The organism is Cellulosilyticum sp. (genome assembly GCF_982396655.1).
Genome location: NZ_CEVXFV010000016.1, coordinates 59,446 through 85,103 on the forward strand (window position 1 = coordinate 59,446; position 25,658 = coordinate 85,103).

At 35.2% G+C, this 25,658-nt stretch carries 26 protein-coding genes and 1 pseudogene; 25 read left to right on the top strand and 2 right to left on the bottom strand.

Annotated features, from left to right (window positions below):
* The first annotated feature begins 3 nt into the window (after positions 1-3).
* Entirely contained in the window at positions 4-1,278 is a 1,275-nt protein-coding gene (locus AC1VAQ_RS08945) for an ABC transporter substrate-binding protein (RefSeq protein ID WP_479903817.1), read from the top strand.
* 47 nt (positions 1,279-1,325) lie between these two features.
* On the opposite strand, the gene AC1VAQ_RS08950 is transcribed toward AC1VAQ_RS08945, so the two are convergent.
* Entirely contained in the window at positions 1,326-2,252 is a 927-nt protein-coding gene (locus tag AC1VAQ_RS08950; RefSeq protein ID WP_479903818.1) for a DMT family transporter, read from the bottom strand.
* A gap of 313 nt (positions 2,253-2,565) precedes the next feature.
* On the opposite strand from AC1VAQ_RS08950, the gene AC1VAQ_RS08955 reads away from it, so the two are divergent.
* Genes AC1VAQ_RS08955 through AC1VAQ_RS08965 form a run of 3 tightly spaced genes read left to right on the top strand, consistent with a single transcriptional unit; the run spans position 2,566 to position 6,204 of the window.
* Positions 2,566-4,017: a nicotinate phosphoribosyltransferase gene (locus AC1VAQ_RS08955; RefSeq protein WP_479903819.1), complete on the top strand. Its 1,452-nt coding sequence runs from the start codon at positions 2,566-2,568 to the stop codon at positions 4,015-4,017.
* A gap of 10 nt (positions 4,018-4,027) precedes the next feature.
* Positions 4,028-4,777, top strand: a complete 750-nt coding sequence (locus AC1VAQ_RS08960) for a lysophospholipid acyltransferase family protein (protein ID WP_302600137.1) — start codon at positions 4,028-4,030, stop codon at positions 4,775-4,777.
* Positions 4,778-4,821: 44 nt separating this feature from the next.
* Positions 4,822-6,204, top strand: a complete 1,383-nt coding sequence (locus AC1VAQ_RS08965) for a DUF342 domain-containing protein (protein ID WP_479903820.1) — start codon at positions 4,822-4,824, stop codon at positions 6,202-6,204.
* Positions 6,205-6,669: 465 nt separating this feature from the next.
* On the opposite strand, the gene cls is transcribed toward AC1VAQ_RS08965, so the two are convergent.
* Positions 6,670-8,124: a cardiolipin synthase gene (gene cls / locus AC1VAQ_RS08970; protein WP_303243984.1), complete on the bottom strand. Its 1,455-nt coding sequence runs from the start codon at positions 8,122-8,124 to the stop codon at positions 6,670-6,672.
* 188 nt (positions 8,125-8,312) lie between these two features.
* Between cls and AC1VAQ_RS08975 the strand changes: the two genes are divergently transcribed.
* The 21 genes and pseudogenes from AC1VAQ_RS08975 to AC1VAQ_RS09075 all read left to right on the top strand — a co-directional run bounded on the left by AC1VAQ_RS08975 (position 8,313) and on the right by AC1VAQ_RS09075 (position 25,561).
* Complete coding sequence (locus tag AC1VAQ_RS08975; RefSeq protein ID WP_302599376.1) at positions 8,313-8,801, top strand: hypothetical protein; 489 nt, start codon at positions 8,313-8,315, stop codon at positions 8,799-8,801.
* 396 nt (positions 8,802-9,197) lie between these two features.
* Positions 9,198-10,043 (top strand): YihY/virulence factor BrkB family protein, encoded by an 846-nt coding sequence (locus AC1VAQ_RS08980; protein WP_302599377.1) that lies wholly within the window; start codon positions 9,198-9,200, stop codon positions 10,041-10,043.
* Between the two features lie 18 nt (positions 10,044-10,061).
* A complete protein-coding gene (locus AC1VAQ_RS08985) occupies positions 10,062-10,667 on the top strand; it encodes a DNA-3-methyladenine glycosylase (protein ID WP_302599378.1) in 606 nt (201 codons plus the stop codon).
* Positions 10,668-10,708: 41 nt separating this feature from the next.
* Complete coding sequence (metF, locus tag AC1VAQ_RS08990; RefSeq protein ID WP_303243983.1) at positions 10,709-11,587, top strand: methylenetetrahydrofolate reductase [NAD(P)H]; 879 nt, start codon at positions 10,709-10,711, stop codon at positions 11,585-11,587.
* Positions 11,588-11,715: 128 nt separating this feature from the next.
* Positions 11,716-12,393, top strand: a complete 678-nt coding sequence (locus tag AC1VAQ_RS08995; RefSeq protein ID WP_302599380.1) for a vitamin B12 dependent-methionine synthase activation domain-containing protein — start codon at positions 11,716-11,718, stop codon at positions 12,391-12,393.
* Positions 12,383-14,767: a homocysteine S-methyltransferase family protein gene (locus AC1VAQ_RS09000; protein ID WP_330697616.1), complete on the top strand. Its 2,385-nt coding sequence runs from the start codon at positions 12,383-12,385 to the stop codon at positions 14,765-14,767. Before AC1VAQ_RS08995 ends, AC1VAQ_RS09000 begins: the two co-directional genes overlap by 11 nt.
* Before the next feature lie 61 nt (positions 14,768-14,828).
* Positions 14,829-14,966, top strand: coding sequence for a hypothetical protein (locus AC1VAQ_RS09005; protein ID WP_479903821.1), 138 nt, complete (start codon positions 14,829-14,831; stop codon positions 14,964-14,966).
* A gap of 39 nt (positions 14,967-15,005) precedes the next feature.
* Positions 15,006-16,157 carry a non-hydrolyzing UDP-N-acetylglucosamine 2-epimerase gene (gene wecB / locus AC1VAQ_RS09010; RefSeq protein WP_302599382.1) on the top strand — a complete coding sequence of 384 codons (1,152 nt, stop codon included), beginning with the start codon at positions 15,006-15,008 and terminating at the stop codon, positions 16,155-16,157.
* 266 nt (positions 16,158-16,423) lie between these two features.
* The gene (locus AC1VAQ_RS09015) at positions 16,424-16,660 is read left to right on the top strand and encodes an AtpZ/AtpI family protein (protein WP_302599383.1); all 237 of its coding nucleotides are present in this window, start codon (positions 16,424-16,426) and stop codon (positions 16,658-16,660) included.
* The gene (locus tag AC1VAQ_RS09020) at positions 16,653-17,036 is read left to right on the top strand and encodes an ATP synthase subunit I (RefSeq protein ID WP_479903822.1); all 384 of its coding nucleotides are present in this window, start codon (positions 16,653-16,655) and stop codon (positions 17,034-17,036) included. The genes AC1VAQ_RS09015 and AC1VAQ_RS09020 overlap by 8 nt, the downstream gene beginning before the upstream one ends.
* A gap of 81 nt (positions 17,037-17,117) precedes the next feature.
* Entirely contained in the window at positions 17,118-17,828 is a 711-nt protein-coding gene (gene atpB, locus AC1VAQ_RS09025) for a F0F1 ATP synthase subunit A (protein WP_302599385.1), read from the top strand.
* Positions 17,829-17,876: 48 nt separating this feature from the next.
* Positions 17,877-18,140, top strand: a pseudogene (locus AC1VAQ_RS09030) (ATP synthase Fo subunit C); the annotation flags it as partial.
* Positions 18,132-18,389, top strand: coding sequence for an ATP synthase F0 subunit C (gene atpE, locus AC1VAQ_RS09035; protein ID WP_334307057.1), 258 nt, complete (start codon positions 18,132-18,134; stop codon positions 18,387-18,389). The pseudogene AC1VAQ_RS09030 and the gene atpE (AC1VAQ_RS09035), both read left to right, overlap by 9 nt.
* 105 nt (positions 18,390-18,494) lie before the next feature.
* On the top strand, positions 18,495-18,779 hold the full coding sequence (gene atpE, locus AC1VAQ_RS09040; protein WP_302599389.1) for an ATP synthase F0 subunit C: 285 nt from the start codon (positions 18,495-18,497) through the stop codon (positions 18,777-18,779).
* Between the two features lie 46 nt (positions 18,780-18,825).
* Positions 18,826-19,383 (top strand): F0F1 ATP synthase subunit B, encoded by a 558-nt coding sequence (gene atpF / locus AC1VAQ_RS09045; RefSeq protein ID WP_302599390.1) that lies wholly within the window; start codon positions 18,826-18,828, stop codon positions 19,381-19,383.
* The gene (locus tag AC1VAQ_RS09050; protein ID WP_302599391.1) at positions 19,371-19,916 is read left to right on the top strand and encodes a F0F1 ATP synthase subunit delta; all 546 of its coding nucleotides are present in this window, start codon (positions 19,371-19,373) and stop codon (positions 19,914-19,916) included. Before atpF ends, AC1VAQ_RS09050 begins: the two co-directional genes overlap by 13 nt.
* Positions 19,917-19,934: 18 nt before the next feature.
* Positions 19,935-21,443 (top strand): F0F1 ATP synthase subunit alpha, encoded by a 1,509-nt coding sequence (gene atpA, locus AC1VAQ_RS09055; protein WP_302599392.1) that lies wholly within the window; start codon positions 19,935-19,937, stop codon positions 21,441-21,443.
* 19 nt (positions 21,444-21,462) lie between these two features.
* On the top strand, positions 21,463-22,332 hold the full coding sequence (gene atpG / locus AC1VAQ_RS09060; RefSeq protein WP_302599393.1) for an ATP synthase F1 subunit gamma: 870 nt from the start codon (positions 21,463-21,465) through the stop codon (positions 22,330-22,332).
* Between the two features lie 22 nt (positions 22,333-22,354).
* Positions 22,355-23,746 (top strand): F0F1 ATP synthase subunit beta, encoded by a 1,392-nt coding sequence (atpD, locus tag AC1VAQ_RS09065; protein ID WP_302599395.1) that lies wholly within the window; start codon positions 22,355-22,357, stop codon positions 23,744-23,746.
* A gap of 14 nt (positions 23,747-23,760) precedes the next feature.
* Positions 23,761-24,159 carry a F0F1 ATP synthase subunit epsilon gene (locus tag AC1VAQ_RS09070; RefSeq protein WP_302599397.1) on the top strand — a complete coding sequence of 133 codons (399 nt, stop codon included), beginning with the start codon at positions 23,761-23,763 and terminating at the stop codon, positions 24,157-24,159.
* Positions 24,160-24,496: 337 nt separating this feature from the next.
* The gene (locus tag AC1VAQ_RS09075; protein ID WP_302599399.1) at positions 24,497-25,561 is read left to right on the top strand and encodes an SEC-C metal-binding domain-containing protein; all 1,065 of its coding nucleotides are present in this window, start codon (positions 24,497-24,499) and stop codon (positions 25,559-25,561) included.
* Positions 25,562-25,658 lie beyond the last annotated feature (97 nt).

Genomic DNA, 25,658 nt, shown 5'->3' on the forward strand with positions numbered 1-25,658 from the left:
AAGATGAGACGAAAGATCGGGAAATTGTTAGCAGTAGCGAGCCTAGCGAGTGCTTTAGTGGGATGTTCAAGTACTAATGAAAGCGTAGTAAACATCTCAATATATAATACTAAACGAGAGATTCACACTAATTTAGAAGCAGCAAGTAAAGCTTTTTCAGAAGCTAATCCAGATATCAAAGTAAAGGTGCTAGGATATAGCAGATATCAAGAAGTAAAAGATAAGATTGCTTCTAGAAGAAATTATGATAATACACCAACAATCATGATTGTAGACTCTCTACATATACAAGATTTAAAGGAAGAATTTGTAGATTTATCTGATGAGACATGGGCAGAATATTTATCTATAGATATGGGGGAAGCAGCCAGAAATAGCGAGGGGGGCTTAGTAGCGTTTCCATTTGCTGTAGAAGGAATGGGGCTTATTTATAATCAAAAAGTTATGGAGGAATGTGGCATTGATGTAGATAAGATTCGTACAAGGAATGCCTTAGAGGAAGCATTTAAAAAGGTGGAAGATAGCGGTAGAAAAGCAGTTATTATTACAAATGATGATTGGTCTTTAGCAAACCACTTCTTTACTACTGCATACTCTGTAAAATCCGAAGATAGTAAAGCAAAAGTAGACTTCATTGCTGATTTAAAAGCTGGAAAGGTAGACTTAGCAAAAGATGAAACGATTAATGGTTTATTGGATACATTTGATTTAATGAAATCTTATAATATGTATAAAGAGGCACCACTATCAAATTCTAATGAGCGTTGTGCAGAGGCTCTAGGGAGAGGTGAAGTTGGTTTTTGGTATATGGGGAACTGGGCAATGCAGGATATTTTAAGAAGTGATGTGAATAAGGGAGACTATGGTTTCATCCCTGTACCTATAAGTAATGATGCTACAGATTATGGTAATAATGAAATTACAGCAGCAGTTAAATATCTTGTAATCGATAAAGGGGCGAATTCAGTAGAACAACAAGAAGCAGCCAAAAGATTTATTGATTGGCTAGTATATGAAGAAAAAGGAAATGACTTCATGGTTAATGAAGCAGGGCTTATTCCAGGTGTAGTAGCTAATAACATTGAGTTTACTAATTCTTTAAGTAACTCTATTAAGACTTATCAAGAAAATAATCAAGTTATTGAGCAAATGATGGCTTATCTTCCACATGAAAATGTTACACAGGTAGGTAATCTTTTAAGAGCATATCTAGATAATAAAATTGATAGAAATACATTCTTAAATGAACTTAAGAACTTTTGGATGAAGTATAATTAATAGAGGATGTGCAGCGAAGTTATTAAATAGCTTCGCTGCACATCCTTTTAACGTTTATTGACAATTATAATGCCGATTGAGACTAATAATAAGGCAATGACATGGATTGGCAGAATATGTTCACTTGGAATAAACATAGCAGTGAGTAGAGTACCAGATACGGGAACTACAAATTTATACATTGCCAGTTCACCAACTTTTCGAAGTTGGAGGATATAATACCAGAGACAAAAGGCAACACTAGATAGTAGCGCAAGATATAAAAGTAGTAATACTGATGAAGGTGTAAAAGTAAGATTGCTTATCTTGCCGCCCATGAAGTTACCAATGATAAAAAGTAAGATTGAACCAATAATCATTTGCCATGCCGTATACACCATGGTAGGTAATTCTTTCCCTACTTTTTTTGCAATAAACATGGTGATAGCACTCATAAGGCCAGAAATAATCATAAATCCTTCGCCAAGTAAGGTGAAATGAAATAGGTTATTAGTTCCCTTACTTAAGTTGATTAAAATAATGCCTACAAAGCCTAAACTAAGGCCAAAAAATTTTCTTAAACTGAGCTTATCATCTTTGTATACAAAGTGGGCTAAAATGACAGAGAAAAATATACCAACTTGCTCTAAAATAGAAGCTTTGATACCAGATGTATTGTTTACACCAATATTAAAGAAAAAGTATTGCAAAGTAGTATTAAAAAGACCTAAAATAATAATTAGTAAAAGTTGGATTTTGCTCATTCTAAATAGAGGTGCGCCACTAATTAAGGCAGCAATAAAAGTAAAGATGCCGGCAAGCAGAAATCGTAGACTAATAAAAGTAATCGTGCCTCCAAGGTCAGAACTTGCAATACCCATTTGAGCATAGACGATTTTAAGTGCTGGAAAGGCACTGCCCCACAAGATATTACAGAAAATAGCTATAAGTGAGGTTGCTAAAATAATTTGAGACTTAGGCTTATCTTGTAACATGATATAAACTCCTTAGTGAAATGTCGATAAATTTTGTTATGTGTATGATATAATATACATATTATATAATTATATAGATTTCACATTTATAAATTTTAGTTATTCATGATTTTTAGTCATGTGAAATCATTGAGAGAAACCTATTGACCTACATGTATATTTCAAGTTTTTAGTTGGTTTCTCTATATAGATTTTACATCCACCAATTTTAGGTATTCACTATGTTTTAGCGATGTGAAATTCTTATAAAAGGGCGAAATAGCACTATTTATACATGTAAAGATAAGCAAGGTTAGAGACGGGAGAAAAACATATGAAAAGAAACTTAACTCTATTAACAGATTTATATCAGTTAACAATGATGCAAGGATATCATGAGAACAATATTAATAATCACGAAGTTGTATTTGATTTATTTTATAGAAATAATCCATCTAAAAATGGTTATGCCATTTGCACAGGACTTGAACAGGCAATCGACTATATTGAAAATCTTCATTTCGACGAAACAGATATTGAGTATTTAAGAAGCTTAAATTTATTTAATGAAAGTTTCTTAGAATACCTTAGAAACTTTAAGTTTACAGGAGATATTGATGCTATTCCAGAAGGAACAGTTGTATTTCCAATGGAAGTTTTAATGCGTGTTAAGGCACCTATTTTAGAAGCACAATTTGTAGAGACAGCACTTTTAAATATTATTAATCATCAAAGTCTTATTGCAACAAAAGCAGCAAGAGTTGTACGTGCAGCAGAAGGTGACCCTGTTCTTGAATTTGGACTTCGTCGTGCACAAGGACCAGATGCAGGAATTTATGGTGCAAGAGCAGCTATTATTGGTGGCTGTGCAGCTACATCTAATGTACTTACAGGCCAAATGTTTGATGTACCAGTATCAGGAACACATGCTCATAGCTGGGTTATGAGTTTTGATGAAGAGATTGAAGCTTTCAGAGCTTATGCAAGATTATTCCCAGAGAAATGTATTTTACTTGTAGATACTTATGACACATTAGGCAGTGGTGTGCCAAATGCGATTAAAGTATTTGATGAAATGAAGGCTAGTGGTGTGCAAATGACTTCTTATGGAATCCGTCTAGATAGTGGTGACCTTGCATATCTTTCTAAAAAAGCAAGAATTATGTTAGATGAAGCAGGGCATAAAGATGCTATTATTAGTGCTTCATGTGATTTAGATGAAATCCTTATTGCAGATTTAAAAAGACAAGGTGCCAAAATTACACTTTGGGGTGTAGGCACAAATATGATTACATCGTCTGATTGCCCATCATTTGGTGGTATTTATAAATTAGCAGCAGAAATTAATGAAGAAGGGGTGGTTGTTCCTAAAATTAAAATTTCTAATAATCCAGAAAAAGTAACAAACCCAGGCATCAAAAAGGTAGTTCGTGTTTACAACAAAGAAACAGGAAAAATCAAGGCAGATATTATTGCACTTGAGAATGAAGTATTTGATGAAACAAAAGAACTTGTACTTGTAGAGCCTAATGCAAGATGGAAAAAAACAAAGTTAAAACCAGAAAGTTATGAGGTAAGAGAGTTACTTCTTCCAATCTTTAGAAGCGGTACTAAAGTATATGAAGCACCAACTGTAAAAGAAATCAAAGTATATGCAAAAGAAGAATTAGATACACTTTGGGATGAGTATAAACGACTTATTAATCCAGAAATTATGTCAGTAGTGTTATCACAAGGACTATATGAATTGAAAGAACAAATGTTAGAAAATTATAAGAAAGACTAGGTGAGGCATATTGGCGAAGAAAGAATGCATACTGATTAATGACATAAGAATGCTAAGTACAATGGGTTATAATCATTTAAAGCTTGCTAAGAAACGTAAGGAGTATGCGTATGGTAATAAGAATCATCCTGTACGTGAAAGTAGAGAAGAAGTTTATAAGCTTACTAAACATTTAGCTAATCGTATGATTAAAGCAGCCAGAATGGATTTACAAGTAATAGGTAGAGAAAACTTGCCTAAAGAAGGTCCTGTACTTTATGTTGCAAATCATAAGAGCATTTTTGATATTGTTGTGCTTGTAAGTACAATAGAGGATCCTTGTATATTTTTAGCTAAAAAAGAAGTATCTAAGATGCAGATGGTTAAGACATGGTTTGCAGCCCTTGGTGCAATTTATATTGACCGCGAAGATAAAAGGCAGGCTATGGAGAGTATTGTAAAAGGAGTTAATGAACTTAAGTCAGGACAGTCAATGGTGGTTTTCCCAGAAGGAACAAGGGTATCAGGTGATGAAATTAAAGAATTTAAAGGTGGATGCTTTAAATTGGCAACTAAAACAGGCGTACCTATTGTACCGATTGCTATTCATAATACGTATAAAGTATTTGAAGAAAAAAAGGGTATTCAAAGCACCACAGTTACCTTAAATATTGGAAAGCCAATAGAGGTAAAAGATTTAAGTAAAGAAGAACAAAAGGTGTTACCTTCTACTGTAGAAAGTATTGTAAGACAATTAATGCAAGATATTATAAATCAATAAGATTTGAGAGTGTGTAATAGTAACTTACTAAGGAGGAGAACATTATGCCGGAAATAGTTAATGAAATTATAAATGTAGAATTATCTCGTGATAAAATGTTAGGTGTTATTTGGTTTACACCCCCAACAGAAGGCGGAAAAGTTTCAAGTTTAGAAGATATTAAATTAGCTATTGCAAATAAAGGAATAGTGATGGGGATTAATGAAGAGTTACTTAATGAATTAGCACAGAATAAACAATACAACTATAAATATGTAATTGCACAAGGTATGGCAGCAATAAATGGTGTGGATGGTGAGCTTAAGCTTCACTTTGATACACAACGCTTAATACATTTTGTACCAAAGAAAAAAGAAGATGGTACTGTAGACTTTAAAGACTTAGGAACTGTTTTTAATGTGAAAAAAGGTGATATACTTGCAACTAAAACATTTCCAACTCAAGGGGAAAATGGCTACAATGTATTAGGTGCAGAAGTCAGAGCAAGAAAAGGTAAGGACGTACGACTTCCAAAAGGAAAGAATACAGAACTTTTAAATGATCATACTTTGATATCAGTTGTAGATGGGAAATTAGAGTATGATGGACATAATGTATATGTTAATACTGTTTATACAGTAGATGGAGATGTAGATAATTCTACTGGAAATATTAAATTCTTAGGTAGTGTAGTAGTAAAAGGAAGTGTTCATGCAGGCTTTACTATTGAAGCTGAAGGTTCAGTGGAGGTACAAGGACCAGTAGAGGATGCAACAATTATTGCAGGTGGTGATATTTTCCTTACATATGGCATACAGGGAACTGAAAAAGGAAGAATTATTTCAGGTGGAAATGTTATTACTAAGTTTATACAAAATGCCCACGTAGAAGCTCAAGGCGATATTATCACAGAAGCAATTATTCATGGTATGGCTACTGCAGGGAATAGCATACGTGTAGAAATGGGTAAGGGAACAATCGTTGGTGGTAATGTCGCAGCAACAAATATGATTATTGCTAAAAGTATAGGCTCACCTATGGGAACTGTTACAGCTGTACAAATAGGGGTACCACCAGAGTTATATCAACAACATAGAGATATGGCAAAAGAATTAAAAGAAAAACAAGAGAATTTTGCAAAACTAGAACAAAGCATTGTATTTTTAACATCTAGGGCTAAAGAAGGCGCATTAGATGCAAGTAAGAAAATTATGCTAAGTAAGCTTAATTTAAGCAAGGAACCAATGGAAGATGAATTACATAAGCTAAAAAAAGACTTTAAGATGCTTTCTGAAAGATTAAGTGGTGCACAAGATGGCGTTATCAAAGTAACTGATGCAGTATATCCAGGGGTTAAAGTTACATTAGGAAGTATTATTAAATATATTGATGATACAAGACGTGGTGTAACTATTAGAAAACTTGATGGAGATTTAAGCATCAGTTAAAAGGCTAGACACTTACACACTGCAAGGCTACACTCTCCACAATCTGTGATGCTCTAAGCTTGTACTTTAAAGCAACGGTGGAAAACGCAATTCGTTTGGACGCTCCACCTAAAAACGCTTTAAAATACTTCGCTAAGAGCATCATCAGATTGTTCCGAAGGTAGCCTAGCTGTGCCTAAGTGTCTAGCCACCGTTTAAGAGCATAAAGAAAAAAGAAAAAGTTAATGAGTGACTTTGAAAGTTGATGAGTCATTTTGAGAGATTGATGAGTAAACTTAGAAGTTGGCGAGCTAGCTTAAAAACTTAAAGGATAAACTTAGAAGTTAGCGAGTGAGTTTAAAAGCTTAATGAGTTGCTTTTATATAAGATATAATTTTATATAAGACATAAAAGGAAAAGGAACTGAGTACATTTTTGGTGTGCCAGTTCCTTTTTTTTGTGGGAAGGGATAAATAGATGGGGGAGTTATAAGATCGGGGAGATGAGTCTGGAGATGGATTCTTTGAATTTGATGAGGTAGGAACGGTGTGCGTATAATGTTGGCGTAAGTTCATTGCAAAGAGTAAGGTCTTCGTTAAATATATGCATAAGTTGTTCGGCTAGGGGCTTATTATAAATGAAGGCATTGATTTCAAAGTTTAGGTTGAAACTGCGGATGTCAAAATTGGCAGTTCCGACAGAACAAATCTCTTCATCTACGACAATTGTTTTGGCATGAAGAAATCCGTGTTCATAGGTATAGCATTTACAGCCACAAGCAATAAGTTCGCCAACATGAGCATAGGTAGCCCAATAGACAAACATATGGTCAGGTTTGTTGGGAATCATAATACGTACATCAAGACCTGATAAACAAGCAAGTTTAAGTGCAGTCAAGACGCCATCATCAGGAATAAAGTAAGGGGTTTGAATATAAATAGACTTTTTGGCTAAATTAATCATAGTCATGTAAGCATTACGTATACTAGGGTATTTAGAGTCTGGACCACTAGAAACAATTTGTATGCCGACTTTATTTGTGGCTTTGGGAAGGCGAAGCGGAATATATTGTTCTAGATTTAAGTTTTCCTTAGTGGCAAATCGCCTATCTAATAGAAATTGAAGATTAATAAGGTCCACGCTACTACCTTCAATACGAAGATGTGTGTCACGCCAGTAACCAAATTTTTTATTAAGACCTAAATATTCAGCGCCCACATTAAAACCACCGATGAAACCAACTTTACCATCTACGACACAGATTTTACGATGATTACGATAATTGGCATGGAGTTTAATAAAAGGAATAGCTGTAGAATAAAAATGAGCGGTTTTAATTCCTGCACGCTTGAGGTCATAAAAGTATTTCTTTGGCGTTTTTAAAGAACCTACTTCGTCATAAAGTAGAAAAATATCAACACCTTGATTAGCTTTTTTTATTAATAGATCTTTAAAGAGCTTGCCTAATTCATCATCATGAATGATATAGTATTCAATGTGAATATAATGTTGAGCACAATTAATGGCATGAAATAGCGAGGTAAAAAGTTCATTGCCATCTGTGTAGAGTGTGACCTCATTATCTTCTGTATAAAGTGAATCATGGGAAATAAGATTCATAGTAATTAAGTTTTTATAAGGAATGATAAGGGGATTAGTATATTGGCTAAGGGGTTGCTTAAATGAGATTTCTTGAAGCAGCTTAACTGCTAAGAAACGGTCTTGTTCAGCTTTTTTATTAAAAGTTCTTTGTTTTCTTAAATCTTGACCACAAAGAATATAAAGTATAAAGCCAAGGATAGGAATAAAGAGCATAATCATAATCCAGGCCCAGGTAGTACTTGCTGTTTTATGATGCCAAAATACAACAGATAAAACGAGGAGAATATTGATAAATAAGAAACAATTAATCCAGGTTAATTCTAGCGTAGCAAAAATCACAAGAAGCACCACCTTTCTAAGTAGCTAATTATTATTAGTATATACTGTAAAACAAAAATTATTAACAACATTGTCTTATAAGTTTTGGTATGATATACTTAAATAAGCTAGCTTTTGTAGGATAAAATTAGTATATAAAAGCTAAAAAATATACATGATGGTATAGGTTAATAAGGAGGAACATCCCGATGAACGGCTGGACAATATTCTGGATTGTAATGGCAATTTTAGTTGTTGCGATTATTGGATTATATTTCTGGGGAAGAAAACTACAAGGGAAATATGATGAACAACAACAACTCATTTCACAAAATAAACAAGCGGTTTCAATTTTCGTAATCGATAAAAAGAAAGATAAGTTAGATAATCTTAAACTTCCAAAGCAAATGAAAGAACAGCTTCCTTGGATGTATAAAAAACGCAAAATGCCAGTAGTAATTGCTAAAATTGGTCCACAAATTCATACGCTTATGTGTGATGAAAAAATCTATAATAGCATTCCTACTAAAAAGCAAATCAAAGTGGAACTTGCGGGTATTCTTATTGTAAATGTAGTTTCAGGTAAACTTCCAGAGACTAAGAAAAAAGGTATGTTTGCTAAAGCAAAAGATAAAGCAGAAGCAACATTAAAAAGCAATAGCACTGAAAGCAAAAAAGATAAAAAGAATAAAAAATAATTATATGTAGAGAGGTGTCCTTAGGGCACCTCTTGTTTTGTATTTATAAGTATTGCCAATAAAAATATAAGTAATCATTGAGCTTGACGATGTGACTGAATATTGTGATTTTGTAAAATGTATAATAGTATAGATAAGTAATCTGTAAAATTAATAAAATGTACAAATGAGAAATCTATATAGAGAAATTAACTAAAACCTTGAAATATACATGCAGGTAAATAGATTTCTCTCAATGATTTCACATTACTAAAAACTATGAATAACTAAAATTTACAAATGTGAAATCTATAGACTTGTTCAATTTAGTTCTATATTAATTGGACTAAGGAGTATAAATAGTAGTAGAAGTTAGGAATAATGTACATAGTGAAGTTAAAGTTAAGGAGCGATTTCATGGAAAGTAAGGTAGGGGTTTTTATAAAAAAGTTAATTAAGCGATATGTGGCGCATAATGTGGCAGCTAATAGTGCTCAGGTTGCCTACTATTGGATATTGGCTTTTTTTCCATTTTTGATTTTTGTAATTAGTTTACTGACCTTTGCAAATATTTCAGTGGACGTATTACTTGAATATATTGCAGCAATAGTTCCAACGTCTCTTATGCCTTTCATTGAGACGACAATCAATCAGTTTATTTTATATCGTAGTACAACATTGCTATCAATGGGGGTGCTCATTTCATTATGGTCAGGTGGAACAGCGGTAAATGCTTTGCTTAGGGGAATTCATTTGGCATATAACTCTAAGTTTGTGAAACCTTTTTGGCTTTCTAAGATTGTAGCCATTATTTATACAATTTTATTAGCAATGTTGCTGATTTTAATGATGGTAGCTTTGGTTTTTGGTAATCGTATCGGAGCATATGTTGTTCATGTTCTTAAATTAAATAAAGGTATTATTATGCCTATATGGAATGTCATAAGGCTTATTATGCCATTCTTTGCACTAATTACTATACTGTATATTATTTATCGCATAGTGCCTAGAAAGCATTTAAAAGTAAAAAATGTATGGCTTGGAACAATTGCAGCTTCAGTTGGATGGTATGGATTTTCTTTAATTTTCGCTATATATGTAGATAATTATAGTAAATACAATCAATTATATGGTAGTATAGGAGGTGTATTTATTTTACTTATATGGCTTTATGCCAGCTGTATGGTGCTTTTACTTGGAGCAGAGATTAATGCGGTCTATCAAGAAATGAAAATAGAAAAAATCATACGTCAGATGAGTTAAACAAGAAGGAGTAAATACATGAATAGATTAACAAAAGATTTCTATATGAGAGATAGTATTACAGTAGCTAAGGCGTTACTAGGAAAAATCCTTGTAAGGCATGTGGATGGTGAAAATTATTATTTTAAAATCGTAGAGACTGAGGCTTATATGGGAGTAGAAGATAAAGGAGCACATTCTTATGGGGGAAAACGTACTACACGCACGGCACCTATGTTTGAAGAAGGTGGTATTACCTATATCTATTTAATCTATGGTATGTATAACTGTCTTAATATTGTGGTTAATGTTAAGGATAATCCACAGGCAGTACTTATTCGCGCAGTAGAACCTGTGGATGAAAAGAGTATTTCATTTGCTAGAGAAAATAGACCCATACGTTCTAAAAAAGTAGAAGACCTTACAAATGGACCAGGTAAGCTATGTAAGGCTATGCAAATAGATAAATCATTAAATGCGAAATCAGTGATGATGCAAGGCGAGTTATGGATAGAAGATGCACCACTATGCAGCGAGATTGTAGCAGATAAGCGTATTAATATACCTTATGCTGAAGAATATCAAGATGTAGAGTGGCGCTTTTATATAAAGGGAAATTCATTTGTTTCAGTGCTGAAAAAATAATAGGTTAAATAGTTACATTTGACTAGAGAGGGAGATTTTGAATGTTACAAAAAAAATTAAGTACAACAACTAAACCAACATTTTCTTTTGAAATATTTCCACCTAAAGGAAAAGCAGATTTAGATGGAATATTTGCAACGATTGATGCACTTGCTAGCTTATCACCAGATTTCATTAGTGTAACTTATGGAGCTGGTGGAAGTAGCAGAGACAATACAGTAGAAATTGCCTCGGCGATTCAAACGAAATACAATATTCCAGCCTTGGCACATCTTACATGTGTAGGAAGCCAAAAGGAAGATATGGACCGCATTTTAAATGAATTGAAAGAGAAAGGTGTGGAAAATATTTTAGCCATGCGTGGCGACTTAAATGAAGAAGCTGTACTAGGAGATTTTAAACATGCTTCGGAGCTTACAGCGTACATAAAAGAGAATTATGATTTTAATGTGTTTGGCGCATGCTATCCACATAAACATATTGAAGCCTATAGTATGGCAGAGGACTTAAAGTTTTTAAAACATAAAGTAGAGTGCGGGGCCGATGCTTTAATCACACAACTGTTCTTTGATAATGAGGCTTTTTATAGTTTCTATGATAAAGTAAGAGGTATAGGGATAGAAGTGCCAGTGATTGCGGGAATTATGCCACTGACTTCAGCCAAACAAGTGGATCGTATGATTTCTATGTGTGGTGCAACGCTTCCGGATAGTGTACAGCAATTTGTTAAGGCTTATGGGCATAATAGCTTAGCTATGAAAGAAGCTGGTATTGCTTATGCTACTGAACAGATTATTGACCTTTTGGCACACGGTGTAGACGGTATTCATCTTTATACAATGAATCAGCCAGAGACAGCAAAACGTATTATGGAGAACATTAGAGGAATATTGTATGCGTTGAAGGTGAAGAGGGCGTAAAGTCAGTGAAGAATAAAAAGTGAAGAATAAAAAATTAAAAGTGAAGAGTGCAACTGATAAAGCAATGAAAAGCGCACATAGTAATCACAGATTAATACTAGAATTAGGATAGGTGAAGAAGGTAAGAGATGATGAATAATATTATGCTTAAGGATGCTTTAAGATATATGGGGATGCCTGTGGAACATGCTGAGAAGGAATTAGTGGATAAGGTAGAGGCTACTTATAGGGAACTTGCAAAACTTGCCCAACCTAGAGCAACTTATCAGAAACTATCTATCCATTTAGATGAGATAAATAAGGACAAAGTAATTTTTGAAAATACGCCTGTGGTGATTGAATCAAGTGATTTAGGAAATCTGCTAAAAAATTCTAAGGCATGTTATGTAATGGCGGTTACCTTAGGGCAAGATGTAGATCGCCAAATAGGGATTAAGCAACGAATTGATATGTTGGATGCAGTCATGTTAGATGCATGTGCATCTGTGATGATTGATAAGGTATGTGATGACTTAGAGCAAGAATTAATGGGAAGCTTAGCTGAAGGTGAATTTTTTACGATGAGGTTTAGTCCGGGTTATGGCAATGTACCTTTAGAGAGTCAAAGACCATTATTAAATATACTCCAGACGGAGAAAAAAATGGGACTCACACTTACGAAGACGAATATGTTACTCCCTACCAAATCCATTACAGCTATTGTAGGGATTTCAAATCAAAAGGAAAATAGACAAAAATCATGCGGCACATGTAATTTAGTTAAAACATGTAGTTATAGAAAAAGAGGTGACAGATGTGGATTGTAATATACTAGGAAATACACATTTATATTTTGATGGAGCGATGGGGACAGTTCTCCAAAATCGTGGTTTGAAACTGGGAGAAGTACCAGAAATGTTTAATATGACACATCCTGAGGTCATTGAGGAAATTCATAGAGAATATTTGTCAGCCGGAAGTAATTTTGTAACAACCAATACATTTGGTGCAAATCGTTATAAGTTAGAACATACAGATTGCAGTGTAGAACAGATGATTTCTCAGGCTGTAAAAATTGCTAAAAGAGCAAAAGAGGATTTCCCTAACACTTATGTAGCACTAGATATTGGCTCCACAGGTAAAATGATAGAGCCAGTAGGGGATGTAGCTTTTGAAGAGATTTACGAGGTTTTCAAAGAGCAAGTAGTCGCTGGAGAAAAAGCTGGTTGTGACGTTGTTTTATTTGAAACATTTACAGATATTTATGAGCTTAAGGCAGCAGTTCTTGCCGCGAAAGAAAATACAAACTTGCCTATCTTTGCTACAATGAGCTTTGAAGAAAACGGCAGAACGTTCTTTGGGACAAGCATTGAATCTATGATTTTAACGCTAGAAGGACTTGGTGTAAGTGCATTAGGCGTTAACTGCTCATTAGGACCTAAACAGCTGAAACCTATTGTCGAAAAGATTGTAAATACGGCACATATTCCAGTAATGGTACAACCCAATGCAGGGCTTCCAATAATGGAAGGCGATACTGTGAAATATGATATTACATCAGATGAATTTGCAGAGTATTTACTAGAGTTTGCAAAGATGGGTGTTTTAATATTAGGTGGCTGCTGTGGGACAAATGCAGAGTATATCGCTAAGATGGTAAGTAAGGTAAAAGAAACAAACTATGTGAAACCTAATGTGCCAAGGGTAACGGGCATTTGTAGTGCGGCTAAAGCTGTTTATTTCGATGATACTGTAGTAATCGGAGAAAGATTAAATCCTACAGGTAAAAAGATGCTACAAGCGGCACTTAGAAAACAAGATATGGATTATGTGCTTCGCGAAGCAATTAAACAACAAGAGCAAGGCGCCCATGTGCTAGATGTAAATATGGGGCTTCCTGATATTGACGAAGTAGCAATGCTAAAGAAAGCTGTTAAGGAAGTACAAGGTATGGTGAATTTACCACTTCAGATTGACTCTTCTAATGTACAAGCTTTAGAAGAAGCTTGCCGTATTTACAATGGGAAGCCGTTAATTAACTCCGTAAATGGCAAGAAAGAGAGTTTAGAAGCTATTTTACCAATTGCTAAAAAATATGGTGCTTGTATTTTGGGATTAACATTAGATGAAAATGGCATTCCTAGTACAGCAGAAGAAAGATTAGAAGTTGCAAAACGCATTGTAAATGCAGCAATGGAAATGGGGATTCCTAAAGAAGATGTTTTCATTGATTGTCTTGTGGTAACAGCATCTGCCCAACAAGCTTTAGTAAAAGAAACACTTAAAGCAGTAAGGCTTGTAAAAGAAGAAATTGGTGTGAAAACAGTTCTTGGTGTAAGTAATGTTTCATTCGGGCTTCCTAATCGCCCAATTATAAATAAAACAATGTTAACAGCCGCATTAATGCAAGGACTTGATGCACCGATTATGAATCCATCTGATGCAGGAATGATGGAGGCTATAGCAGCATTTAGAGTACTTATGGGCAAAGATATGGATTCAAAAGAATATATTGAGAAGTATTCAAATATAGAGCTCTCAGATACTAAGACAAGTAGTAATGAAACAGTTTCTATTGAAGCCGCTATTAAAAAAGGTTTAAAGGAAGAAGCTAAAGCAGAGGTGAATAAACTTTTACAATCTAAGTCAGCACTTGATATTATTGAGCAGCATATTGTACCAGCACTTGATGAGGTAGGAAAGCTTTATGAAGCTCAAAAAATCTTCTTACCACAGCTTATAAAATCAGCAGAAGCGGCTAAATCAGCTTTTGAAAGATTACAACAAGAACTTATCACCGCAAGTCAAGCGGATGAGGGCATGTCTAAAACAAAAGTGGTATTGGCGACAGTATATGGTGATATTCATGATATCGGTAAGAATATTGTGAAAGTCATCATGGAAAACTATAACTTTGAAGTTATTGATTTAGGAAAAGATGTACCAAGTGAAAAAGTTGTGGAAGCTGTACAGAAATGGGATATTAAAATTGTAGGTTTAAGTGCCCTGATGACGACAACAGTAGCAAGTATGAAAGATACAATTAAGGCATTAAGAGAAAGCTGTCCTAATGTTAAAGTGATAGTAGGAGGGGCAGTACTTACTGAAGAATTAGCACAGTATGTAGAAGCAGACCATTATGCAAAAGATGCAATGGAGACAGTAAGGATTGCAACACATATAGTGGAAGAAGCTATATAAAAGGTGCAACATAATAGCAAATACTTAAAACTATGTTAGATATAATGAAGATGAGTTTGCCATGATTATGCCACTATCTTTAGAGAAAAGTGTAGAAATACTAGAAGAAATTAGAAATTCGGTGTACTATATACTGGGCATATATAAAATAGATATTTCTGTAGTAATCATACTAGCCATACAAGAGGATATGGATTAAAATAATAAAACAGACAAAAGCCAGAGAAGGAGTAGCATAATGAAAAATATAAAAGTAATGAGTGTGTTTGGAACTAGACCAGAAGCAGTAAAAATGGCACCACTTGTTAAGGAACTGGAAAAAAATGTCGATATAGATAATGTTGTATGCGTAACAGCACAACATCGAGAAATGTTGGATCAAGTTTTAGAACTTTTTGATATCAAACCAGATTATGATTTAGATATTATGAAACAAAGACAAACACTTACAGGTGTTACAACTAAAGTATTAGAAGGATTAGATGAGGTATTAGAAGAAGCTAAACCAGATATTGTACTTGTTCATGGTGATACAACAACTTCTTTTGCGGCAGCACTTGCAGCCTTTTATAAACAAATTAAAGTAGGACATGTAGAAGCAGGACTTAGAACTTATAATAAATATGAACCATTTCCAGAAGAAATGAATAGAAAATTAACAGGTTCACTAACAGACCTTCATTTTTCACCAACTGCACTTGCTAAAGAAAACTTACTTAGAGAAGCAGTAGATGAAAATGGCATTTTTGTAACAGGAAATACTGTAATTGATGCATTAGCAACAACTGTAGAAGAGGATTATAAGTTTACAGTAGATGAACTTAATGATATTGATTATACAGGCAAACGTGTGATTACAATGACAGCACACAGAAGAGAAAACTGGGGTGAACCACTTCAGAATATTTGTGAAGCAGTACGTCAAATTGTTCTTGAAAATGAAGATGTAGAATTAGTTTACGCTGTTCACAAAAACCCTATCGTAAGAGATGTGGTTTACGATATTCTTGGGAATATGGAAAGAGTACACTTAGTAGAACCTCTTGACCTTAAAGATATGCATAACCTTATGAAACGCTCATACCTTGTCCTCACTGATTCAGGCGGATTACAAGAAGAAGTACCATCTCTTGGCAAACCAGTTCTTGTACTTCGCAATGTAACAGAAAGACCAGAAGGTATTGCGGCAGGTACGTTAAAATTAGCAGGTATTGAAAAAGAAACAATTTACAACTTAACTAAGGAGCTTCTTACAGATGAAGAAGTATATCATCAAATGGCCATTGCTAAAAATCCATTTGGAGATGGACATGCTTCTAAACGTATTGTAGATGCAATCCTTTATAGCTTTGGTAAGGAAGTAGCAAGACCTAAAGATTATCTCGTGTAGAAATAGGGAATTTAAGGTAAAGAAAAGGCTACATATGTATTAAAATGTAGCCTTTCTTTATAAATATTACAAAATAAAGTGTATAATTAAAGGCAGTGTGCACATTAAAAGTAAATTTTAGGAACTAGAATAAATAAAAAATGTAAAAAAATGAGTAGATGTGGTAAAATGGTTAGTGCTTGAAATTTTAGGTAAAGTGCTATAAAGTATGTATTGAACATATTTATTCAAAAAATGTTTATAAGAGCAGAAAAGGGGTGTAGATTGTGAAAAAGGGATCATGGGCTAGATATATAAGTTTAATTTCTCAGTTAGGTTTCACGATGATTACACCTATTTTAATTTGTACACTAGTAGGGGCGCTTTTAGACGATAAGTTCCATAAGACCCCATTATTTACGATTATTTTTGTACTGTTAGGGGTAGGCGGAGCTTTTAGAAATTTATTTTTCTATATAGGAAAAGAAATTAAGAGGGATAAAAAAGATGATAAACATGAATAAAGTAACTTCTGAAAAAAACTTCGTACCTGTGACTATGATAATATTTTCGTTAATTGTGTACATTATAGGTATATTTATAGTAACCGAAAAAATTAGCTGGACATTAGGGCTTGCCTTCGGACTAATATTTTCTTTGCTAAAATTAAAGCTTATGGAGAAGACTATCAGTAAGGCAGTATTATTACCACCAGCTAAAGCTAAAAATTATATGAGTGCACAATACATGATGAGATATTTATTAACAGGTATCGTACTCGTTATAGCAGCTTTAGAGCCAAGTATTAGTTTACTCGGCGTATTTTTGGGCCTTGTGTCTATGAAAGTAGGGGCATATGCCACACTTTGGGTAAATAAGGCGAGCAAAACAATTGAATAAAGTTATCAAACCACTTTTGGCAATAACAAGCCGTTAAGGCATGTTTGCATATATACTTTAGATGGAAAGGAGCGTGAGTAGGTGGGCGAACAAAATTTAGATTTTGGCGTACAAACCGTCATTAAACTCTTTAAAGTCGGAGATGAGACTCTAGGTATTACTCAAACACATATTAATACTTGGATTATCATGGCCGTACTTACAATAATTGCTCTCATTATTAGAAGCAAGATCAAAAACTTTAAAGAAGTCCCAGAAACTAAATTCCAAAACATAGTTGAAACTATTGTTGATATGCTTTCATCATTCATTATCAACACCATGGGCGAAAAATCAGGGAAAAAATTCTCTTATTTCTATGGCCCATTAATGATTTTCATCGTAGTTTGTAACCTTTCTGGACTCGTAGGTTTAAGACCACCAACAGCAGATATTGCGACAACACTTGCGTTTGCATTAACTACATTCTTCATGATTCATGGATTTGGTATCAAGGAAAAAGGAGTAGGAGCATATTTCAAAGGGACTTTATTAGAACCAATGCCATTCTTACTTCCTATCAACATTGTTGGTGAACTTGCAACCCCAATCTCTTTAAGTTTCCGTTTATTCGGTAACATCTTAGGGGGAACAATTATCATGGGGCTTGTATACGCAATGTTTCCTTGGTTCTTAACTCTACTTGGTGTACCAGCAGCACTTCATATGTACTTTGACGTATTTGCTGGATCATTACAAGCATTTATCTTCGTAATGCTTAGTATGACCTTTGTATCAAGTGCCATGGAATAGAAATGAGGTGAAAGAATGTCAGGATTTGGAGATTTGCTTTTCGGATGGATGCAAAACGTTGACCCTCGTGCCCTTGTTTTAGCTTTCTCAGCAATTGGTGCTGGATTCGCTATGATAGGTGGTATTGGACCTGGTATTGGACAAGGCTATGCAGCAGGTAAAGCAGCAGAAGTAGCAGGTAAAAACCCAGAAGAAGGAACTAAACCAGCAACTATGGTTATGCTTCTTGGAGCAGCTGTAGCTGAAACTTCAGGGATTTTCTCTCTAGTTATTGCGATTATCTTATTATTTGCTAACCCTCTTATCGGTAAAACTGGTGTAGGTTTAGTATTAGCATGTTCAGCCCTTGGTGCTGGTATTGCTATGATTGCAGGTATTGGACCAGGTGTGGGACAAGGTTATGCCGCTGGTAAAGCAACAGAAGCAGTTGGTAAAAGACCAAAACTTCAAAGTGCTATTTTAAGAACTATGTTATTAGGTCAAGCCGTAGCACAAACAACAGGTATTTATGCACTTATCATTGCCTTATTATTACTTTTCGTGAACGTGTTCAGAATGTAATTATATTAGCAACTTAAGTTACTTGCATAAGACAAACTAGTTTCAACTAGAAAACTAAGTAAAACAAAAAATTAATAATGTGATTCACTAAGGAGGATTTTAATTATGGAAAATCAAATCGATGGAAAAGCTCTCATTTTAGCATGTTCAGCAATTGGTGCTGGTCTTGCTATGATCGCAGGTATCGGACCTGGTATTGGACAAGGATATGCAGCTGGTAAAGGTGCTGAAGCAGTAGGACGTCAACCAGAAGCTCAATCAACAGTTATGAGTACAATGCTTTTAGGGGCAGCTGTAGCTGAAACAACAGGTATCTATGGTCTTATCGTAGCTATCATTCTTTTATTCGCTAACCCACTTATCACAAAATACATGAGCTTAATTGGCTAATTAAAAGAATAATAGCACACTGACATAGAAAGGAGGGAGCTTCCCTTTGAATACATCATTTATTACTGTATTAGCTGCTACTGAAGAAGCAGGAAGAATCATTGGATTTGATGTGCAATTATTATGGGATTTAGCATTACAATGGATTTCTACATTCATCATCATCTTCATCCTTTATAAACTTCTTTTCAAACCAATGACAGAGTTCTTAGATAAAAGAAAAGATGGCATTGCCAAAACAATTGACGATGCAAGAAGTTCAAAAGCTAGTGCCCTTGAATTAAAAGCAGATTATGAAAGCAAACTCGCAAAAATCGAGGAAGAAGCTGACCGAATCCTTAAAGATACTAGAGCAAAAGCTTTAGCTCGCGAAGAACAAATCATTGCAGAAGCTAAACAAGAAGCTGAAAGCATTAAACAAAAAGCATTAAATGATATCGCTCTTGAACAAGAACGTGTTAAAGACGACATGAAGAAACAAATGATCGAAGTTTCTTCAATGATGGCTAGCAGATTCGTTGCAACAGCAATGGATGAAGCAAAACATCAAGAAATGATTGACGGTATCATTAAAGAGATGGGGGATGTACAGTGGCTGAACTAGTTGTAAAAAGATATGCTACTGCCCTATTCGATATGGCTAACGAAAGTGGCGCTGTAGCACAGTATGAGACAGAAGTTACTACAATCGTAGAAGCCCTCAAAGAAACTCCAGATTTTATGGCAGTTTTAGAAAATCATAAAGTAACTATGGAAGAGAAAGTTACTTTAGTAGATAACATTTTTGGCGATAAGGTACAAAGCCCTATTGTAGGCCTTATGGTACTTATGGTTAAAAAAAGCAGAGAAGGTTATCTCTTAGAAGTACTTGAAAACTTCTTAGAAATGGCTAAAGAAGCAAGAGGCATTATTAAGGCTTCTGTTACTTCAGTTGTACCTTTAAAAGCTGAACAATTAGAACAAATCAAAGCAAAATTACAAGCTGGTACAGGCAAAGTAGTTGAGCTTGAAACAATTATAGACGAAAGCATTATTGCAGGACTAATCATTAGAGTTGGCGATAAAGTGATTGATGCCAGCGTACAAGGCGAAATGAGAACTTTAAAGAAACAACTATCAGAGCTTAGACTTGCATAGAAAGGGGTGTACCAGTTAATGAATCTGAGACCAGAAGAAATCAGTAGTATTATTAAAGACCAGATTAAAAACTATAAAGCACACCTTGAAGTAGAAGCTGTAGGTACAGTTATCACAGTTGGTGACGGTATTGCACGTGTACATGGTTTAGAAAAAGCTATGTCTGGTGAGCTTCTTGAATTCCCAGGTGAAGTTTATGGAATGGTTCAAAACTTAGAAGAAGACAACATCGGGGTTGTACTCTTCGGTTCTGACATGAATATCAAAGAAGGTGACACTGTTAAAGCAACAGGTCGTGTAGTAGAGGTTCCAGTTGGTGACGCTCTTGCAGGACGTGTAGTAAATGCATTAGGTCAACCTATTGATGGAAAAGGACCAATTAACACAGATAAATTTAGACCAGTAGAAAGAGTAGCGTCAGGGGTTATCGATAGAAAATCAGTTGACACACCACTTCAAACAGGTCTTAAAGCAATCGATGCCATGGTACCAATCGGACGTGGACAACGTGAGCTTATCATCGGAGATAGACAAACAGGTAAAACAGCTATCGCTATCGATACAATCATCAACCAAAAAGGTCAAGGTGTAAACTGTATCTACGTTGCAATCGGACAAAAAGCTTCTACAGTTGCACAACTTGTAAATGCTTTAGAAAAGGCTGATGCTATGAGCTATACAACAATCGTTGTTGCTACAGCTTCTGAAGCTGCTCCACTTCAATACCTTGCACCATATGCAGGTGTTACAATTGCTGAAGAATGGATGGAACAAGGTAAAGATGCGCTTATCGTATATGATGATTTATCAAAACATGCGGTAGCTTATCGTACAATGTCATTACTTCTTCACAGACCACCAGGTCGTGAAGCTTACCCAGGGGACGTATTCTACTTACACTCACGTCTTCTTGAGAGAGCTGCAAGACTTTCTGATGAACTTGGTGGTGGTTCTATTACTGCTCTTCCAATCATCGAAACACAAGCAGGGGATATCTCAGCTTATATCCCAACAAACGTAATTTCCATTACAGATGGACAAATCTTCCTTGAAACAGAACTTTTCAACGCTGGTGTACGTCCTGCGGTTAACCCAGGTCTTTCAGTATCTCGTGTTGGTGGTGCTGCTCAAATCAAAGCTATGAAACAAGTAGCAGGTCCTATCCGTACAGAACTTGCTCAATATAGATCACTTGCTGCATTCGCACAATTCGGATCTGACCTTGACGTTGCAACTAAAAATGCGTTAACACAAGGTGAACGTATCACAGAGGTACTTAAACAACCTCAATACTCACCACTTAACGTAGCAGATCAAGTAGTTATCCTTTATGCTGCAACAAGAAAATTCTTAATGGATATTCCACTTTCAGCGGTGGCAGCATTCCAAAATGAACTTCTTGAGTTCGTTAAAGCTAAATATGCAGATGTACTCACAGAAATTGTTAAACCAGCTGGTCTTACAAAAGAATTAGATGCTAAATTAAACGATATTATTACAGAATTTAAACAAAGCTTTAGAGCTTAATGAAAAGGGGTGAATAACGATGGCGTCTTTACAAGATATTAAAGGGCGAATCCGAAGCATCGATAGCACCAAGAAAATCACAAGTGCTATGAATCTTGTTGCTACCTCTAAACTTAATAAAAGTAAAGAGGCAGCCCTTAGAACAAGACCCTTTTTCAATAAAATTTTATCTACTATGCAATCTATAGCAAAGAACGCTAATGGGCAAGGTTCACCTTTCCTTAAGGCAAATGGCTCAGATGTTAAGGCATATATTACTTTAGCAGGAGATAAAGGTCTTTGCGGTGGTTACAATGCAAACATTTGTAAACTTACAATGAATGCTATTGAAGATAAAGAAAAAAGCCACTTAGTAGTTGTAGGTAAAAAAGGTGTGGATCAATTTAAATCAAGAGGCTACAGCGTAGCAAAATCTGTTTTAGATATTTCAGAAGCACCAACATATCAAGATGCAAAAGAAATTGCAAACTATGTAATTGACAAATTTGAGAAAGGTGAGATTGGAGAAGTATATTTATCTTATACAAGCTTTAAATCTACGATTCAACAAGAACCTCAAATGATTCGTCTTTTACCATTAGACATCGAAAATATACAAGAAACTGAAAAAAGTGAAACTACCGAACCAAGCGATCTTTTAGTTTATGAACCATCACCAGAAGCTGTACTTGGATACATCATCCCAAGATATGTAGCGGACGTTATTTATGGTGCATTAGCTGAAGCTAGTGCGAGTGAAAATGGTGCAAGAATGACAGCTATGGATTCTGCTACAGAAAATGCGCAAGAAATCCAAGATAGCCTTAGCATTCAGTACAACAGAGCTAGACAAGCTGCCATCACTCAAGAGTTAACAGAAATCGTTGCGGGGGTTGGAGCACTCAAATAAGTAATAAAGGAGTGAACAATAAATGGCACAAAATGTAGGACATATCGTTCAAATCATCGGGCCAGTACTAGATATTAAATTTAGTGCAGACCATATGCCAAAAATCTACAACGCGATTGACATCAAACAAAAAGATGGTAGTGTACTTGTAGTAGAAGTAGCACAACATCTTGGAGATGACATCGTACGTTGTATCGCCATGTCAGCTACAGAAGGTTTAGTTCGTGGCATGGAAGCAGTAGATACTGGAGCACCTATTTCAGTTCCAGTAGGTACAGATACACTTGGACGTATTTTCAACGTAACAGGTAAAGCTGTAGATGGTAAACCAGAACCAGAAGGTGCAAAATGGCCTATCCATAGAGAAGCACCAACATTTGAAGAACAATCAACTTCAGCAGAAATCCTTGAAACAGGTATCAAAGTAGTTGACCTTCTTTGCCCATACCTTAAAGGTGGTAAGATCGGTCTCTTCGGTGGTGCCGGTGTAGGTAAAACTGTACTTATTCAAGAACTTATCCGTAATATTGCAACAGAGCACGGTGGTTTCTCTGTATTCGCTGGTGTAGGTGAACGTACTCGTGAGGGGAATGACCTTTACCACGAAATGACAGATTCTGGCGTTATCTCTAAAACAACAATGGTGTTCGGTCAAATGAATGAGCCACCTGGTGCACGTATGCGTGTTGCCTTAACAGGTCTTACAATGGCGGAATACTTCCGTGATGAATCAGGACAAGACGTTCTTCTCTTCGTAGATAACATCTTCCGTTTCACACAAGCAGGTTCTGAGGTATCAGCGCTTCTTGGACGTACTCCATCAGCGGTAGGTTACCAACCAACACTTGCTACAGAGATGGGTACACTTCAAGAACGTATCACATCTACTAAAAAAGGATCTATTACATCTGTTCAAGCTGTATACGTTCCTGCGGATGACTTAACTGACCCAGCTCCAGCAACAACATTTGCTCACTTAGATGCAAAAACAGTATTATCTCGTGCTATCGTAGAACAAGGTATCTACCCAGCTGTAGATCCACTTGAATCTTCTTCACGTGTACTTGACCCACAAATCGTTGGTGAAGAACACTATCAAGTAGCTCGTGGTGTACAATCAATCTTACAACGTTACAAAGAGCTTCAAGATATCATCGCTATCTTAGGTATGGATGAACTTAGTGAAGAAGATAAAGTAACTGTAAACCGTGCACGTAAAATTCAAAAATTCCTTTCACAACCATTCTTCGTAGGGGAAGTATTTACAGGTACTCCAGGTCAATATGTACCAGTTAAAGAAACAGTTCGTAGCTTTAAAGAAATTCTTGAAGGTAAACATGATGATCTTCCAGAAAATGCATTCTACATGGTTGGTACAATTGAAAATGCTATCGAAAAAGCCAAAACTCTATAATTAGGGGGTTAACTATGGCAAACAAAATGAAACTTCAAATCATCACACCTATGAGAACAATCTTAGATGAAGAAGTTGACTCAGTAATTTTAGGTACAACAGAAGGGCAAATGGGGGTTTTATATGATCATGAGCCAGTTGTAACATTACTTGGGTATGACAAAGTCATGTATTCTCAAGATGGTGAGAAAAAACAAGCAACAACTCTTGGCGGATTTGCTGAAGTAACAAAAGATAAAGTTGTTATTTTAACAGATGCATCAGAGTTCGCAGATCAGATTGATATTGAACGTGCTAAAAAAGCAAAAGAACGTGCAGAAAAACGTTTACATCAAGATAATGTAGATAGAGCTCGTGCAGAAATTGCACTTAAAAAAGCTATCGCACGTATTAACTTAAGCGGCATGAAATAATAAAAAACTGTTACAAGGTGTATATGCGTGCGCCTAGTGACAGTTTTTTTATGAGTATGAAAGTATATTTAAAGTAGTCGATTACCATAATATAGATTTCACATTTATAAGATTGAGTTATTCATCATGTTTGAATCATGTGAAGTCATTAAGAGCAACCCATTTATGAGATGTATATTTTAAAGTTATAGTTGATTGTTCTATAATATAAGCTAGATACAATAATTTTGCTATATTTAGAATTTTTTGGTCATATACTATTTACCAAATATATACATTAGTGGTATAGTAGATAGGGACTTAATTATGGATTTTAGGAATAGAATGGGGTAAAAAGATGAAATTACAGTTAATGAAAAGAACAAAAGATGAGTTAAAGGAGCTTGTGAAACTTTATGGCTTAAAAGGAGTTTCTAAGCTCAACAAAGATGCATTATGCGATGAACTTATGCCAGTTATTTTAGAAGAGGCAGTAAATTTTATTGCAGTATTTGATGAGAGCCAGTTACAGTATGTAGAGGAATTAGTAGCCAAGGGACAAATCACAGAGTGTGTAAATCCTAAAGGTAAATATGGATTCTTAGAAAATCTTGGACTAGCTGCTATCTCTAAAGAGGGAACAGTAACATTGGCAGATGAAGTAAGAGCCCAATATAAAAAGTACTTTGATACAGCAGAAGGTTCTAGAGAACTTTCATCAAGGTATTTACAATATGCTAAATTACGCAGATATACACTTGCAGCCGTTCATCTATACGGTATGATTGAATTTAATCAGTTTAAAGCTTTATATGAGAAATATGAAGGGGAAGCATTAGATGAAAAAACATACTTTGATTGGCTTGCAATAGATTCTTACTTAGTAAGACCATATGATTATATGAATGGTTACATTGTAGCAGAGTGCCTTTATATGTTTGAAATGGAAGGCTTCAATGAACTTCTCAAAAATACAGAAGGTAAGGCATATTATGAGCCATCAAAAGAAGAGTTTATGCGTTATAGTGACGAAGATTATTATGAACATACTCTTCACATTGAAAGGCTAAAAACACATTTAAGAACAGTGTATAAATTAGATGAACAGACAGCAGAAGAAGCTGTATTTGACCTTTGCTTAGGCCAGCAGATTACAACTAAAGTGGGGGATAATACATTACAACAAACATTATCACACTGGAATGTAATGGGTATTTCACCAAAAAGTATGGAAGAAGTCAATAAGCTTGTTGGACTTGTTATCAAAGTCATGAATACAACACGAGTATGGCTTAACAGAGGTTTCACACCAGACGAAGTACATGGTGTAGTAAGAGAGCAAATAAGCAAAGTAAAAGTAGGTAGAAATGAAGCATGCCCATGTGGGAGCGGTAAAAAATACAAAAAATGCTGTGGTAAGTAAAGAAGAAAAAGGGTCAGGTTGCACGAAAGTGTAGCCTGACCCTTTTTGTGGTGTGCCCAGCATGGGCGTAGTCTAACGGGTGAAAGTCCCGAGTGTG